Here is a 15,278-nt window from a genome sequence, read left to right as displayed (position 1 = left end):
CAATTTTAGTTTTACATACCCGTATGTATATTGCGCCGGCGTCGCCGACTGCCCCTTGGCGATGTCGCATGACAATATCTTCTCTGGACGCAAGCCTGAGGTTCTTCTCGTGCCTGATATGAAGCTTTTTGCTGGTAACGCCACCCCGGAACTAGCACAACGTATTGCCAACCGTTTGTACACCAGCCTTGGTGACGCCGCTGTAGGTCGTTTTAGCGACGGCGAAGTGAGCGTGCAAATCAACGAAAATGTACGCGGCGGTGATATTTTCATCATCCAGTCCACCTGTGCCCCGACCAACGACAACCTGATGGAACTGGTTGTGATGGTCGACGCCCTGCGTCGCGCCTCCGCAGGTCGTATTACCGCCGTTATCCCTTACTTCGGCTATGCCCGCCAGGATCGCCGCGTGCGTTCCGCGCGTGTGCCAATCACCGCCAAGGTTGTCGCCGATTTCCTCTCCAGCGTAGGGGTTGACCGCGTTCTGACGGTGGATCTGCATGCTGAGCAGATTCAAGGCTTCTTCGACGTACCGGTAGACAACGTGTTCGGCAGCCCGATCCTGCTGGAAGACATGCTGCAGCAAAATCTGGAAAACCCGATCGTGGTTTCTCCGGATATCGGCGGCGTGGTGCGTGCCCGCGCTATCGCCAAACTGCTGAACGACACCGATATGGCCATCATCGACAAACGTCGCCCGCGCGCGAACGTTTCTCAGGTGATGCACATCATCGGTGACGTGGCAGGCCGCGATTGCGTGCTGGTCGACGACATGATCGACACCGGCGGCACCTTGTGTAAAGCGGCTGAAGCGTTGAAAGAACGCGGTGCCAAGCGCGTATTCGCCTACGCGACGCACCCGATCTTCTCCGGCAACGCCGTGGACAACATCAAGAACTCGGTGATTGATGAAGTGATCGTCTGCGACACCATTCCGCTGTCGCCGGAAATCAAGGCACTGAAAAACGTTCGCACTCTGACCCTGTCCGGCATGCTGGCTGAAGCCATCCGCCGCATCAGCAACGAAGAGTCGATCTCTGCGATGTTCGAGCATTGATTCGTCGTCTTTCCGGTGCGGCGCCCACTGCGCCGGAAAGATAGCGAGCCCGACAGCAGAAAAAGAAAAACCCGTTGGTGCGCGAGCAACAACGGGTTTTCTACTTGTAGTCCGACATGACCTCAAACCTTAATGCACGGCAGATGTTCCCTTGCCCTGCTCTTGCTTCCCTTCTGCTTTTTTAATCAATGCGACGAACGATGTTGATCGTTGCGGCACCGTTTATCAAAGTGTTTTACCCACCAGTAGCGATCCGCCACCTGCTCGCGGCCGCCGATACGCGCGCCCACCAGCCACAACAACGCGCCGACGAAGATGCTCATGATGGCGCCGTGGGCGAAAAATTGCGGTAAATTGAACTGCGATACTTCAGCAAGAATGGAGTATCCGACGCCGCCGATCATCACGACCAGGCCCAGCCCCATAAAAAAGTTGCCCATTCTGTCCGCGTTTCTACGTTTCATATGCCACCTCCATGATTGCCATGTGCCAACCGGGATAACGCTGCAACTTGTTAACCCACTTTGATAAGTTAAGTATAGCCCTTGCTGCGGCAAGGGGATTGCGGAGGCGATCACAAATGGTAAAGAATTATTGACACTTCTTAACACACGGCTGAAAATTAGCGGACAAATTGAATTATTCAGCTAATGAATCATTCGTCTTTGTTACCTGCGACGACGGCGGAGATCGGATTTTGTCATTCGCCGCCCCGACAGGTAGACTAAGTCCCTTTCCATTACCCTGATCATAGCGAATCACTCAGTGAGCAGTATTAAATTGATAGTCGGCCTGGCTAACCCGGGCGCGGAATACGCCCAGACGCGCCACAACGCCGGTGCCTGGTACGTCGATCTGCTGGCCCAGCGCCACAATCAGCAGCTGAAAGAAGAGAGCAAGTTCTTCGGTTATACCGCCCGTTTGAACCTGGCGGGCAACGACGTGCGCCTGCTGGTGCCGACCACCTTCATGAACCTGAGCGGCAAAGCGGTGCTGGCGATGGCCAACTTCTATCGCATCGAACCCAACGAGATCCTGGTGGCGCACGACGAGCTGGATCTGCCGCCCGGCGTAGCCAAAATCAAGCTCGGCGGCGGCAACGGCGGCCACAACGGCCTGAAAGACATCCAAAACAAGTTCGGCAACAACCCGAACTTCTATCGCCTGCGCATCGGCATCGGCCATCCGGGCGACAAGAACAAGGTGGTGGGCTTCGTGCTCGGCAAGCCGCCGGCCGGCGAGCAGAAGATGATCGACGAAGCGATCGACGAATCGCTGCGCTGCACCGAGATGCTGATGAAGGACGGGCTGGAAAAAACCGTTCAGCGCCTGCACAGCTTCAAGGCGCAAGCCTGAACCTTGCCGCAGCGGGCGCCCTGCCCGCTGCCGGCTTTTAGCCACGCGGGTGGAAGGTCTCCTCGCTCACGCGGCGGTCATCGGCGGCGACCCCCTCTTCCGCCACGTAATACTGCGGATCGTCCAGCTCATGGCTGCAAAACGGCCCGGCGCGCTTGAGCAGGCGCACGCAGTCACCGCTCAGGTGGCGCAGCCGAATGCTTTTCCCCGCCGCCAGGTAACGCGCCGTCAGCTTATCGATCGCCTCTACGCCGCTGGAATCCATCACCCGGGTGCCGGCAAAATCCAGCACCACGTTCTGCGGATCGCTTTGCGGCTCGAACAGCTCGGCGAAAGCCGCGGCAGAGCCGAAGAACAGCGGGCCATCGAGCTGATACACCGCCACGTCGCCCGTCACCTGACGCTGGCGCACGCGGATGCGCGCCTGCTGCCAGGCGAACACCAGCGCCGAGATAATCACCCCGCTGATCACCGCCACCGCCAGATCGGTAAAGATGGTGATCAACGTGACGGCGACCATCACCAGCGCGTCTGCCTTCGGCATACGGCGCAAACGGCGCAGCGAACTCCATTCGAAGGTGTTGTAACACACCACCAGCATGACCCCGGCCAGCGCCGCCACCGGCAGCAGGCCGATATAGCGCGACAGGCTGACCACGAACAAAATCAGCAGGATGGCGCCCACCGTGCCGGAGATGCGCCCGCGCCCACCCGAGGTAAAGTTGATGATCGACTGGCCGATCATCGCGCAGCCGGCGAAACAGCCGAACAGGCCGCACACCGCGTTACCGGCGCCCTGCGCGATGCTTTCGCGGTTACCGTTCCCCTTCTTGCCGCCCATTTCATCCAGCACCGTCATGGTCAACAGCGATTCGATCAAACCGACCAATGCAATCACCACCGCATAGGGCAACACCACCCGCACCATCTCCAGGGTAAACGGCGCCGTCGGCAAACTGAAGTGCGGCAGCGCGCCGGAAATGTCCGCCAGATTGCCCACCCGCAGCGTGTGCAGGTTGAGGCCGATCGCCAATGCCGAGACCACCAGCAGCGCCGCCAGCGAAGACGGAATGGCTTTGGTCAGGCGCGGGAACAGCACCACCACCGCAATCGCCAGCGCTACCAGGCCGTACATCAGCGGCCCCTGCCCGGCGATCATCTTCAGCTGCGCCAGCATGATGACGATCGCCAGGCCGTTGACGAAGCCGTGGATCGCCGGCAGCGGCACCAGACGAATGAACTTGCCCAGCCGGAAGGCGCCGATCAGGATTTGGATCCCCCCGGCAAACAGCGTGGCCCACAGCACGTAACCCATACCGTACTGCGCCGCCAGGCTCATCAGCACCACCACAATGGAGCCGGCGGCGCCGGAAACCATGCCCGGCTTGCCGCCGAACAGCGCCGTGACCAGGCCGATAATAAACGCGGTATGCAAACCGACGATCGGCGAAAGACCGGCGACCAGCGAAAAGCCGACCGCCTCGGGGATCATCGAAACCGCCACCACAAAGCCCGCCAGGACTTCATTTTTAACGTCCGCGATCCTGACGTTACTCAGGTTAAACATGCATTATTCACTTATGACAGATGACATCATCTCCCCGCGTAGCGGGTATGGGGTACCGCAAGGCGCGGCAGACTGCAGGCGGGCATAGCTCAGGGTGGCGTAGGCAAGAAATACATCCGGCGCGTTTCCTGTCGGTTAATCGGAACGGCCAGTATGGGTAAATGTGATCCAAATCTCAATCAAAAACCGGTCGCCCGTACGGCACTCGCCCCCGCCAAGCAAGTCTGATCGAGATAAACGCCCATTACGTGTATAATGGCGGCATTATTTTGCCATTTATGCAGTCGGTTAAACCTAACCAGCTGATAGTTAAGATATTTAAGGTGATTACAACATGGGATTCAAATGCGGTATCGTCGGCCTGCCTAACGTAGGCAAATCCACCCTGTTCAACGCGTTGACCAAAGCGGGCATTGAAGCAGCCAACTTCCCGTTCTGCACCATTGAACCGAACACCGGTGTGGTGCCGATGCCCGATCCGCGTCTGGATAAGCTGGCCGAGATCGTCAAGCCGCAGCGCATTCTGCCGACCACCATGGAATTCGTCGACATCGCCGGCCTGGTGAAAGGCGCGTCCAAAGGTGAAGGCCTGGGCAACCAGTTCCTGACCAACATCCGCGAAACCGAAGCCATCGGCCACGTAGTGCGCTGCTTCGAAAACGACAACATCATCCACGTCAACAACAAGGTCGATCCGGCCGAAGACATCGACGTGATCAACACCGAGCTGGCGCTGTCCGACCTGGACACCTGCGAGCGCGCCATCCACCGCGTGCAGAAGAAAGCCAAAGGCGGCGACAAAGACGCTAAAGCCGAGCTGGCGGCGCTGGAGAAATGCCTGCCGCACCTGGAAAACGCCGGCATGCTGCGCGCGCTGGATCTGACCGATGAAGACAAGGCGGCGATCAAATACCTGAGCTTCCTGACGCTGAAGCCGACCATGTACATCGCCAACGTCAACGAAGACGGCTTCGAGAACAACCCGTACCTGGACACCGTGCGTAAAATCGCCGACGCCGAAGGCTCCGTGGTGGTCGCCGTGTGCGCCGCCGTGGAATCCGACATCGCCGAGCTGGAAGACGAAGAGCGTGACGAGTTCATGGCCGAACTGGGCCTGGAAGAGCCGGGCCTGAACCGCGTGATCCGCGCCGGTTATGAACTGCTGAACCTGCAAACCTACTTCACCGCCGGCGTGAAAGAAGTGCGCGCCTGGACCATCCCGGTGGGCGCCACCGCCCCGCAGGCGGCCGGCAAGATCCACACCGACTTCGAGAAAGGCTTTATCCGCGCCCAAACCATCTCCTATGACGACTTCATCACCTACAAAGGTGAGCAAGGCGCCAAAGAAGCCGGCAAAATGCGCTCCGAAGGTAAAGACTACATCGTCAAAGACGGCGACGTAATGAACTTCTTGTTCAACGTCTAAGCCTCTCTCCGCAGCGCTTTTCTCCGCTGCCGGAAACGGAAAAATCCACGCTTCGGCGTGGATTTTTTTGTCTCCAGGGCCTGCGTTTTGGCAACCAGGACGCCGTCTCACCCTCCCGGTTCTTTCCCACTGAACGATCTTCGCCGTACGTTTTATTGCGCCCTTCATGACGGCATTATCCGCATCGCTGCACGAAAAATGGCTCTCGTGTTGATACTTTGTCCTACAGGAAAAAGCTTGTCATCTTCCGTTGCAGTCTTATAATGAGTGTTTACTCACTTATTAAAGGAGCCTCAAAGTGGCCCGTCCCCGCAGTGAAGAAAAGCAGCAGGCGCTCTTGCAGGCCGCCACCGACATTTTTGCCGAACAAGGATTAGCGGCGCCCACATCGGCCATCGCCAGGAAGGCTGGCGTCTCGGAGGGTACGCTGTTCCGCTACTTTGAAAATAAGGACGTACTGCTGAGCGCAGTCTGCGATTACCTGCTTGATGAAATGGAGTGCCTGCTGACGCAAAGCTTGCAGGACGTTTCGCCTGGTAAAGATAACATGCAGGCCGCCTGGGATGCCTACATTGACTGGGCGCTCGCCAATCCCGCCGCGTATGCGACAGGAAACAAATTGATGGTCTCCGGCAAGTTATCCAGCGCACAGAGGGAAAGAAGCGTACGGTTCGGTGATATTTCCCAACTGGGTATTCCGTTGGTCCAGGGGCTGGATTTACCGCAGTCGAGCGAGTTTCAGGGCATGATTTGCACGGTAATGGCCAATGGCGTTATCGATATGGCCGTTCAAAAACCTCACCTGCTGGATATTTACAAACGCGCAGGTTATGAAGCCATGATGCGAGCCATTGAGCTTCCTGACGCTCATACAGCCATCTAGCTTCTTTTTTTAATTATATAATGAGTGCGTACTCACGCATTAAAAAGACACGACAATCATGCCACCCGTTTCAAAACTAAAAATGCTGCGAACACGGCCCTATCCAAGGCTCCGCCGACTCATATTCGTTTCTCTTATTCTCAGCGTGTCTTTGATCCTCTGCGCTTGCGCAACCGCACCTGCATCAGACCGTTTGTCAGGGACCCAGCATGTTCCAACAAAATGGCGGGCCTCCCTGCCTGGCTCGGCGCACGTGTCTGTGTGGAATGCATGGCCCCCCGCCCGAAATGAATCCGGAGCCCGGCGCTTGCGCGCTCCGGCCGGCAAGCCCAGTCACTTGGAGAATGAGCGCGGAGCACAAACGTCGGTTGCGCGCGCAAATTTGGAGTGCGTTCAAGCGTTATGGAATGACGCCCGCAAACTGGTTGCGACAGAGGCTGCGGCCCTCTATTACGCATCGCGTACCTGCCGGCGACAACACGCGTTCTCTACCCAAAGCGCGCCATTGCCTGAATCCTTCGAACGGGCGATACAAACGCCCCCTCGCCGGGCGTCTCAATCTGCTCAGAAGGAAGTCGCCGAGCGTGGCAAGACCGCTGCCGATGGAAGCGGGATCAACCGCCACACAACCAAGCATTCTGTTCCCTGGACGTTGGATCTATCGAGCGTGGATACCGACCCCGGCGAAAGCGCGGCGGATTGGCAGGCTGAACCGCCTGAGCATCATAGCCGCGTGCGATCGACAGTGCGGAAGTGGATACGGCGTCTGTTCACTGCGTCAGAGCGAACAAGGATTCAACGCCAGGCTGAACCGCTGCAGGACAGCGCCGTATTCGTTTGAAATTCAATACAGAGCAATACATCGCCGCGCCGCTGGCGACAGGTTCGACAAATCATTCACCTTATGGGTTCTCCCGATGACACAACTGATAGCTAAAAACACGCGTCCCCGCTTTTGGTCTTTGCGGAGCCTGCATGCAGCCGTGCTGGCGATGCCGATTGCCGCCGCCTTATCGGCCTGCGATACGCCGGCGGACAAGGTTGCCCCACCGGCAGATAAACCGACGCTGACAGTGACCCTGACAACGCCGGCAAGACAGTCCCTTTCCCGCACCGTCACGGCCAATGGCTCTGTTGCGGCCTGGCAAGAGGCGATCATCAGCCCGGAAGCCAATGGGCTGCGCGTGCAAAAACTGTTGGTGCAGGAAGGGGATGTGGTGCGCCAGGGCCAACCGCTGGCGGAATTTACACGCGACTCCGTGATGAATGACTGGCTGCTGGCGAAAGCCGATCTCAACGAAGCGAAAGCGGTCACTCTGAATGCGCAAGCGGATGGAAAACGCGCGCGATTGCTGCGCGGTGTCGGCAGCCTGAGTGAACAGGATATCCAAAAACTGTTAACCCAGGAAAAGACGGCGCAGGCGCGTCTGGAATCGGCGAAAGCACGCATGTCGGCCCAGCAGTTGCGACTGGACCAGACGATATTGCGCGCCCCCGATGACGGCATCATCTCCGCGCGATCGGCCACGATCGGTTCAGTTCCTATGCAAAGCACCGAGATGTTCCGTCTGATCCGCCAGGGAAAATTTGAATGGCGAGCGGAATTGTCAGCGCAGCAGCTGGAACAAATCCAACCGGGGCAAAAAGCGCAGATCGCCTCACCTGGCGGTAACACCTGGGAAGGCGTCGTGCGCCTGGCCGCACCGACGGTCAATTCGACCTCGCGCCGCGGGATTGCCTATGTGGACATCCTCCCATCGACAGCGAAGAACGCCTCTCCCATTCGGCCCGGCACGTATGCCAGCGGCCTGATTACGGTCGGCGATCGGCAAGGGCTGACCGTGCCGCAATCCGCCGTCGTGGCGCGCGACGGTTTTCACCTGGTGTTCACCGTAGATGACGAGCTGCGTGCACATCCGCTTAAAGTCGCGATAGGCCGTCTGGTGAATGACCAGCAGGAGATCCTGTCCGGTCTTCAAGGCGCGGAACGCATCGTCGCCAGCGGCGGCGTATTCCTCAATGAGGGCGATAAAGTCCAGTTGGCCAACACCACCGATGCTTCCCACTCATCGGAAGCGCGCTAAGAGGCCCATCATGAATATCTCTACCTGGTCCATTCGCAACCCCATTCCGTCTATCTTGCTCTTTGTCATCTTGAGCGTTGCCGGCTTTTATTCTTTCAAATTGATGAAGATCCAGAGCTTCCCGGACATGGATGTGCCTACGGTCACCGTGTCCGCTTCGCTTCCGGGCGCGGCGCCGCCCCAGCTCGAAACGGAGGTGGCGCGCAAGCTGGAGGACACCGTCTCTTCGGTACAGGGGTTGAAGAACCTGCGCACCACGATCCAGGATGGGCTGGTCGATATCTCAGCGGAGTTTCGTCTGGAAAAACCCGTTCAGGAAGCGGTGGATGAAGTCCGGTCAGCCGTGCAAAGCATTCGCACCGAGTTGCCGACGGATTTACGTGATCCTATCGTTCGCAAGCTCAACATCACGGGCAAACCTATCCTGGCCTTTTCCATCAGCGCCAGCAAGATGGATGAGAATGAACTGTCCTGGTTCGTGGACAATACCCTGTCGCGGCGTCTGAGAGGCGTCGCCGGCGTAGGGTCGGTCACCCGTGTGGGCGGCGTGAACCGCGAGGTTCAAGTCGAACTCGATCCGGTCAAACTGGAGGCGATTGGCGCCACCGCCGCCGAAGTTTCCCGCCAGTTGCGCGATGTACAGATGGACGCGACGGGCGGGCGAGTCGATCTGGGGCGGGGAAAACAGCCGCTGCGTTTGGTCGCCCGCGTCAAGAACGTGGATGAACTAGCCGCGGTGGAACTGTCGTTGCCCGGCGGGCAACGTTTTCGCCTGGACGACGTGGCGACGCTGAAAGACACCATTGCGGAACGCAGTGCACTTGCGCTCCTCAACGGCAAGAAGGTAGTTGGCTTTGAGATCACGCGCGCCAAAGGCGCCGGTGAAGTCGAGGTCGGCAACAAGGTTGAAAAAGTTCTGGCGCAGTTGCGCACGGAGCGGCCTGATTTGCACATCACGCAGGTCTTCGACTTTGTCCGGCCTGTGCAGGAGGAGTTCGACGCTTCCATGCACATGATCTATGAAGGCGCCATTCTCGCCATCCTGGTGGTCTTCATGTTTCTGCGCGATATCCGGGCGACGTTGATCTCGGCGGCGGCGTTGCCTCTGTCGATTTTACCGGCCTTCATCGGTATGGACATGATGGGCTTTTCGCTCAGTATCGTCACGCTGCTGGCGCTGTCGCTGGTGATTGGCCTGTTGGTGGATGACGCCATCGTCGAAGTGGAGAACATCGAACGCCACATCGGCATGGGTAAACCGCCGTACCAGGCCGCGATGGATGCCGCATCGGAAATCGGCCTGGCCGTCGTCGCCACGACGTTTGCCTTGATCGCCGTTTTCCTGCCGACGGCCTTCATGTCCGGCGTTGCCGGAAGATTCTTCACGCAGTTTGGATGGACGGCGGCGCTGGCGGTGTTTGCCTCGCTGGTTGTGGCACGCTTGCTGACGCCGATGATGGCCGCCTACCTGATGAAACCGCATACGCGCCCTCAGCGCGATCCTTTCTGGATGGCGATCTACCTGCGCGCCTGCCGGTGGACGCTGCGGCACCGCGGGCTCACCCTGGCGCTGGCCGGCGGGTTCTTTATTGGCTCTCTGATGCTTATCCCTCTGCTGCCCCAGGGCTTTTTCCCTGCAGATGACAACTCCCAGACGCAGGTGACGTTGGAGCTGCCGCCAGGGAGCACGCTGGAACAAACCCAGGCCATGGCAGAACTCGCTCGGCATCGCCTGGCGCCCATACCGCATATCCGTAACATCTATACCACCCTCGGTGGCGGTGCAACGGGCGGCGATGTCATGGCTTCCGATGGGAAAACCGACGTTCGCATGGCAACGCTGACGGTGTTGTTGGATGCGCGTCAAGCGCGCCCGAAGAAGCAGGTCATCGAAGGCGAGATACGCACGGCAATGGCAGCACTTCCGGGGGTTCGCAGCAAAGTGGGGTTTGGCGGCTCAGGTGAAAAATACCAATTGGTGTTGGCCGGTGATGATCCTCAGCTGCTGGCTAAGGCGGCCGATTCAGTATTAAGTGACCTGCGGCAGCTCCCCGGCCTCGGTAACATTACCTCCAGTGCCGGGCTGGCGCGCAGCGAAATCCTCATGCAACCCAATTTCGCCAAAGCGGCCGATCTGGGGGTCTCGGGCGTCGCGATTGCCGATACTTTGCGTATTGCAACTGTAGGTGACTACGATCAGTTTCTGTCTAAATTCAACGTGGAGCAGCGCCAGATCCCGATCGTCGTCAAGCTGTCAAAGGACATCCGTGAAGATATGGGGCTACTTGAACGTTTGACCGTACCCGGCGCCAGAGGCCCGGTGCTGCTCAATCAGATCGTCAATATTGAGCAAGGCAGTGGGCCGGCGCAGATTAATCGCATCAATCGCACACGCAGCGTGACCCTTGACGTGGAACTGTCGGGCACCCAACTCGGGGATCTGGCCGCTCAGGTGGCGAAGCTGCCGTCAATCCAGAATCTGCCGGTCGGCGTGCACCAGGTTGTGCAGGGTGATGACGAAATGATGAAGGAACTGTTTGCCGGTTTCGGCACGGCTATGGTCGCCGGCATCCTGGCCATCTATGTCGTGCTGGTTCTGCTGTTCAAAGACTTCTTCCAACCGATCACCATCCTGGCTGCGCTCCCGCTGTCATTGGGCGGCGCATTCGTTGGGTTACTGCTGGCGGGCCAGTCGTTCACGATGTCATCCCTGATCGGGTTAATCATGTTGATGGGGATTGCGACCAAAAACTCGATACTGCTGGTCGATTATGCGATCGAGTCACGGCGCGGCCATTACGGCCCGAATGGCGAAGTGCTGAATAAACCCATGAGCCGGACAGAGGCGCTGATTGATGCCTGCCACAAACGTTCCCGCCCCGTCATCATGACGACGTTAGCGATGGGGGCGGGCATGTTGCCCGTGGCTCTGGGTTTCGGCAGTGCCGACCCCAGCTTCCGCAGCCCGATGGCGGTGGCCGTCATCGGAGGATTGATCACCTCCACCGTGCTGAGCCTGCTGGTTATCCCTGTCGTTTATACCCTGATTGACGATCTTGAAAACTGGCTGCGCAAGTTGCCCAGCCTGCTGGCACGCAGCAAGAACCTGAGCGGGAGGAAGAAAGCCGGGTTTGCCATGCTTATCGTAGTTCTGCTGTATTGGCTGGCATTTCCTGTCATTCCGTTCCTCGACATCCCCTACAAGATTGTCGTTGTCTCTACGCTTGTTGTGGTCGGTGAAACCTTGTTTGTCATTGCCATCGCCCTGCTGGGCAAAGAGTATTGGGGCCAGATCAAACACTGGCTGCGGCAGAAGGTCTTTAAGCGAAAAGGCTAAGCGCTGATAACGGTTCGCGGTGGCGAATAGCGTTTTGCCGCCGCCGCTCCCCCATCAACTTCCCTCCCACGCCGAAGGCCGGTTCTTCTTGCGCCACCTCTCCCCCGCCGCCGTCCCGGGCGCCGGCGGTTTCAATCCGTCTATCGTCCACAGCGAGAACGGCGTTTCGTCGACGTGCAATTCCCAGCGCAGCCCGCGGGCGGCGATGTAGGGGTGCAGGATGCGGGTGCAGGCCGCCAGGAATTGCTGCTGCTCTGCGTCGTTGTCCATGGCGCGCGCGATATGGTCTATGGTCACCCGCACGAAATCATCGGCCGGTTCGCCGCCGAGATAGGCCGAACCTGGCGGCAGCGCGTGGAAGAACACGTTGACGTAAAAGCGCGGCAAAAAGTCCTGATACAGGGCAGTGACCTTCTGCGCAATCGCGCGTTTATCGGCGGCGCTGAAGGCCGGCTCAGGGTGGTAAATCTGCCACAGTGGCATAACGTTTTCTCCTCGGTGAAGGCGCGGGTTTCTGGCCGGCGTTCAGGCCATCATCCGCTGTTAAATACAAACTCCAATAATAAGAGTAATAACTCCAATTATTGAAGTTATCAAGCCGAGGCGATAACATTCTCGGCAACCAGGCGGCAAGCGGAGGTAAAGCAACGTGAAAGCAAAAGGGTTTGAAGGCATGACATGCTCGGTGGCGCACGTGCTGTCGGCATTGGGCGATCGCTGGGGCGCTATTCTCATGCGCGATCTGCTGCTGGGGCTCTCGCGCTATGACGATCTGCGCCACTCGACCGGCATCACCAACAATACGCTGGCCGACCGGCTCAAGGCCCTGGAAAGCCACGGCCTTATCGAAAAGCGGCAATACCAAACGCGCCCCGCTCGTTATGAGTATCTGCCGACGGAGAAAGGAAAAGATCTCGGGCTGCTGGTGATGGCGATGATTCAGATTGGCGACAAATGGAATCTGTCCGAGCTGCCCGGGCCGCCGCTGCGCGTGGTTGACCGCGTAACCGGCCACCCTGCCACCCTGCGCGCGGTGGATGCCGTGACCGGCGAATCGCTGCCGGCGCAAAACCTGGCGCTGGCGGCCGGGCCGGGCGCCGACGAAATGACGCAATGGCGGCTGGCCGTCGGCCAAGCCCGTTCGTTGTGATCTACAGCAGCGCAATCATCTTCAGCAATTCCACCCGATTGCGGATGCCGAACTTCTTGCCGGCATTGTTGAGGTGCGAATAAACGGTTTTCGGGTGCAAATTCAGCCGCCGCGCGGTCAGGCGGATATCTTCCGTACGGGCCGTTTCACACAGCACCGCCGCCTCACCGGGCGTGATCGCCGCCGCCTGATGCCTGTTCAGCGCGCGCCGTTCGCCCGCCTTTTCCCGGCGGCTCAGCGCCGCGCAGGTCTCCCGCACCACCTGCAACGCTTCCCGTTTGTGCAAAATCGCATCCGGCTGCGCCGCCGCGATAAACGCCAGGATCAGCGGCGAAGTCTTATCGACGAAGAACAGTATCCGGACGCCTTCATATTCAGCACGTGAGGCGTGAATAAATCGCAAATACGCTTCGAACCGATAAATTTCATGGGGAAAATCCATGATAATTAAATCAGGCGCAGGGCTTATATTTTTAATAATATTAATATTAGGCGAGGATAAGGTTATCACTCCTTCTCCCAATAATGTTTTCATCCCCAAACGGCACAGCGGTGAACCGTCGATATAAATCACTCTCACTTTAATTCTCCTTATCAGCGTAAAAGTATGCTTCCACACCTCAGGCGGCTTGTCGCTGCTCTTTTTTGGGGTAATTCGCCTGCAAAGCACACCGATATAAAACATCTTGATAACATGTTTTTCAAATAATCACGCAACAGCCAGCGCTTTGATTAATACGCAAAAAAGGCATGAATGTTTCAAATTATTTCATTCGCAAAAACTGACAATTCAATAAAAATGCAACGCAATGATATAGATCTATTTTCTATTTTGTATGATATAAGCGAAAATGAAAGCAAATGTAACAACAGGAGCCATCGCCTTATTGCCTTATTCAAAATATCTATAGGGAAAATTCTTAGTTTGTTAGGATGAAAATCCATGTTTGCCGACGCGTTTAAAAAACAATTGCGCAACATGATTAATCAACAACCGCACGTCAGTAAATTATTACTGTCAGGAAAGCTTTTCTCTAAAGTAAATTAAAGGGCATTTCACATGAATGTTAAATTAGTCGCATTATCCATGCTGGCTCTCTCCGGCGCCTGTGCGGCCGCCTCGTCCAATACGGTGCAATTTAAAGGCGAAGTCAGCACGCAAACCTGTTCGGTGAATATTAACGGCAACCAATCCAACCCGGTTGTTCTGCTGCCGACCGTCGCCGCCAGCCAGCTCGCCACCAAAGGCGCCACCGCCGGCGACACCACCTTTACCGTTAACGTCACGGGCTGTGCGGCGGCAACCAGCGATACGGCGATCAAAACCGTGCTGGCGGGCAACAACCCGACAGTTAACGGCAACCTGGGCAACGCGGGCGATGCGGCCAAGGTTTCCATTCAACTGCTGGACAGCGACGCCACTACGCCGTTGTCATTCGCCAGCGGCTCTACCGTCACCACGTCGGCGATGACGCTGGCGAAAGACGCCACGTCCACCTCGCAGAACCTGGTGGCTCGCTACTACGCGGAAGATACCGGCGTAGCGGCCGGTTCGGTGATCGCCACCGCCCAGTTCGCCATTACCTACAGATAAGCCGGCGTCAGGCGCCATACCTGTTGATGACAGCGCCGTTCCTTAGCGGACGGCGCTGAATGACTCGCTCCCTTTATCGGTTCACGTTTATGCAGCAGATAACCCGTTACGCCCGCCGTTGGGCCGCCCTATCGTTTTGCCTGATGAGTTTTGCCGCCAGCTACGCGTCGGCCAGCGTCACGCTGCTCGGCAATCGCGTGATCTACCCCGCCGAGGCGCGGGAAAAAACGCTGCAATTCACCAATGACGACGGCGCCCCGGCGCTGATGCAGATCTGGCTCGATATCAATAACCCCAAGTCCACGCCGGAAAACGCCGACGCGCCTTTTGTCGCCTCGCCACAAATCTTCCGCATGAATCCGCACAGCGGGCAGATGGTGCGGCTGTCGTTCGTCGGCCAGCCGCTGCCGCGCGATCGCGAATCGCTGTTCTACCTCAACTTCCTGCAGGTGCCCGCCGTGCGTCAGACGGACAGCGACAAGAACAAACTGCTGCTGGTGGTCACCAATCGCCTGAAAGTGTTCTATCGCCCGGCCGGGCTGGCCGGCGACGCCAATCACGTCATCGATAAGCTCAGCCTGCGCCAGGTCGGCAACGCGCTGCGCGTCGACAACCCGACCGGCTACTACGCCAACGTCAGCCAGGCCGCGATACTCAGCGGCGCAAAACGCACCGCGATCCCGCAGGCGGACCTGATCCCGCCGTTTTCGCAGGCCAGCTGGCCGGTGAACGGTGAGGTGCGGCAGATCGCGCTGCGCGTCATCAATGACTATGGGGTGGAAATCACACGCACCCTGAACGTCGCGCGCTGAAACCAGACAGGG

The 15,278-nt window shown here is 58.0% G+C and carries 13 protein-coding genes; 9 read left to right on the top strand and 4 right to left on the bottom strand.

All coding sequences use genetic code 11. The features are described from left to right. The first annotated feature begins 109 nt into the window (after positions 1–109). Positions 110–1,057 (top strand): ribose-phosphate diphosphokinase, encoded by a 948-nt coding sequence (gene prs / locus ACSBQS_RS06060; RefSeq protein ID WP_004941061.1) that lies wholly within the window; start codon positions 110–112, stop codon positions 1,055–1,057. A gap of 185 nt (positions 1,058–1,242) precedes the next feature. On the opposite strand, the gene ychH is transcribed toward prs, so the two are convergent. Next, positions 1,243–1,521, bottom strand: coding sequence for a stress-induced protein YchH (gene ychH / locus ACSBQS_RS06055; protein ID WP_033642754.1), 279 nt, complete (start codon positions 1,519–1,521; stop codon positions 1,243–1,245). Positions 1,522–1,822: 301 nt separating this feature from the next. Here ychH and pth point away from each other — a divergent pair, with 301 nt between their 5' ends. After that, on the top strand, positions 1,823–2,413 hold the full coding sequence (gene pth / locus ACSBQS_RS06050) for an aminoacyl-tRNA hydrolase (RefSeq protein WP_028128042.1): 591 nt from the start codon (positions 1,823–1,825) through the stop codon (positions 2,411–2,413). 37 nt (positions 2,414–2,450) lie between these two features. On the opposite strand, the gene ACSBQS_RS06045 is transcribed toward pth, so the two are convergent. Further along, the gene (locus tag ACSBQS_RS06045) at positions 2,451–3,980 is read right to left on the bottom strand and encodes a SulP family inorganic anion transporter (RefSeq protein ID WP_434989969.1); all 1,530 of its coding nucleotides are present in this window, start codon (positions 3,978–3,980) and stop codon (positions 2,451–2,453) included. 334 nt (positions 3,981–4,314) lie between these two features. On the opposite strand from ACSBQS_RS06045, the gene ychF reads away from it, so the two are divergent. From ychF to ACSBQS_RS06025, 4 genes are all read left to right on the top strand, one after another. Beyond that, a complete protein-coding gene (gene ychF / locus ACSBQS_RS06040; protein ID WP_025302489.1) occupies positions 4,315–5,406 on the top strand; it encodes a redox-regulated ATPase YchF in 1,092 nt (363 codons plus the stop codon). A 298-nt stretch (positions 5,407–5,704) separates the two neighbouring features. After that, positions 5,705–6,289, top strand: coding sequence for a TetR/AcrR family transcriptional regulator (locus ACSBQS_RS06035; RefSeq protein ID WP_033642752.1), 585 nt, complete (start codon positions 5,705–5,707; stop codon positions 6,287–6,289). 917 nt (positions 6,290–7,206) lie between these two features. Further along, positions 7,207–8,373: an efflux RND transporter periplasmic adaptor subunit gene (locus ACSBQS_RS06030; RefSeq protein ID WP_232094503.1), complete on the top strand. Its 1,167-nt coding sequence runs from the start codon at positions 7,207–7,209 to the stop codon at positions 8,371–8,373. A gap of 10 nt (positions 8,374–8,383) precedes the next feature. Further along, a complete protein-coding gene (locus tag ACSBQS_RS06025; RefSeq protein ID WP_103682115.1) occupies positions 8,384–11,710 on the top strand; it encodes an efflux RND transporter permease subunit in 3,327 nt (1,108 codons plus the stop codon). 54 nt (positions 11,711–11,764) lie between these two features. Here ACSBQS_RS06025 and ACSBQS_RS06020 read toward each other — a convergent pair whose 3' ends face one another. After that, on the bottom strand, positions 11,765–12,193 hold the full coding sequence (locus ACSBQS_RS06020; RefSeq protein ID WP_342164934.1) for a tautomerase family protein: 429 nt from the start codon (positions 12,191–12,193) through the stop codon (positions 11,765–11,767). Positions 12,194–12,359: 166 nt separating this feature from the next. Here ACSBQS_RS06020 and ACSBQS_RS06015 point away from each other — a divergent pair, with 166 nt between their 5' ends. Next, positions 12,360–12,860, top strand: coding sequence for a winged helix-turn-helix transcriptional regulator (locus tag ACSBQS_RS06015; RefSeq protein WP_033642749.1), 501 nt, complete (start codon positions 12,360–12,362; stop codon positions 12,858–12,860). Between the two features lies 1 nt (position 12,861). On the opposite strand, the gene ACSBQS_RS06010 is transcribed toward ACSBQS_RS06015, so the two are convergent. Then, positions 12,862–13,545 (bottom strand): helix-turn-helix transcriptional regulator, encoded by a 684-nt coding sequence (locus tag ACSBQS_RS06010; RefSeq protein WP_232093919.1) that lies wholly within the window; start codon positions 13,543–13,545, stop codon positions 12,862–12,864. 375 nt (positions 13,546–13,920) lie between these two features. Here ACSBQS_RS06010 and ACSBQS_RS06005 point away from each other — a divergent pair, with 375 nt between their 5' ends. Beyond that, entirely contained in the window at positions 13,921–14,454 is a 534-nt protein-coding gene (locus ACSBQS_RS06005) for a fimbrial protein (RefSeq protein WP_042784243.1), read from the top strand. Between the two features lie 89 nt (positions 14,455–14,543). After that, positions 14,544–15,266 carry a fimbrial biogenesis chaperone gene (locus ACSBQS_RS06000; RefSeq protein WP_033642746.1) on the top strand — a complete coding sequence of 241 codons (723 nt, stop codon included), beginning with the start codon at positions 14,544–14,546 and terminating at the stop codon, positions 15,264–15,266. Positions 15,267–15,278 lie beyond the last annotated feature (12 nt).

It is taken from the genome of Serratia sp. H402Y (assembly GCF_051172415.1).
Taxonomy (GTDB): Bacteria; Pseudomonadota; Gammaproteobacteria; order Enterobacterales; family Enterobacteriaceae; genus Serratia; species Serratia ureilytica.
This window is presented reverse-complemented; position numbering and strand designations above follow the sequence as displayed.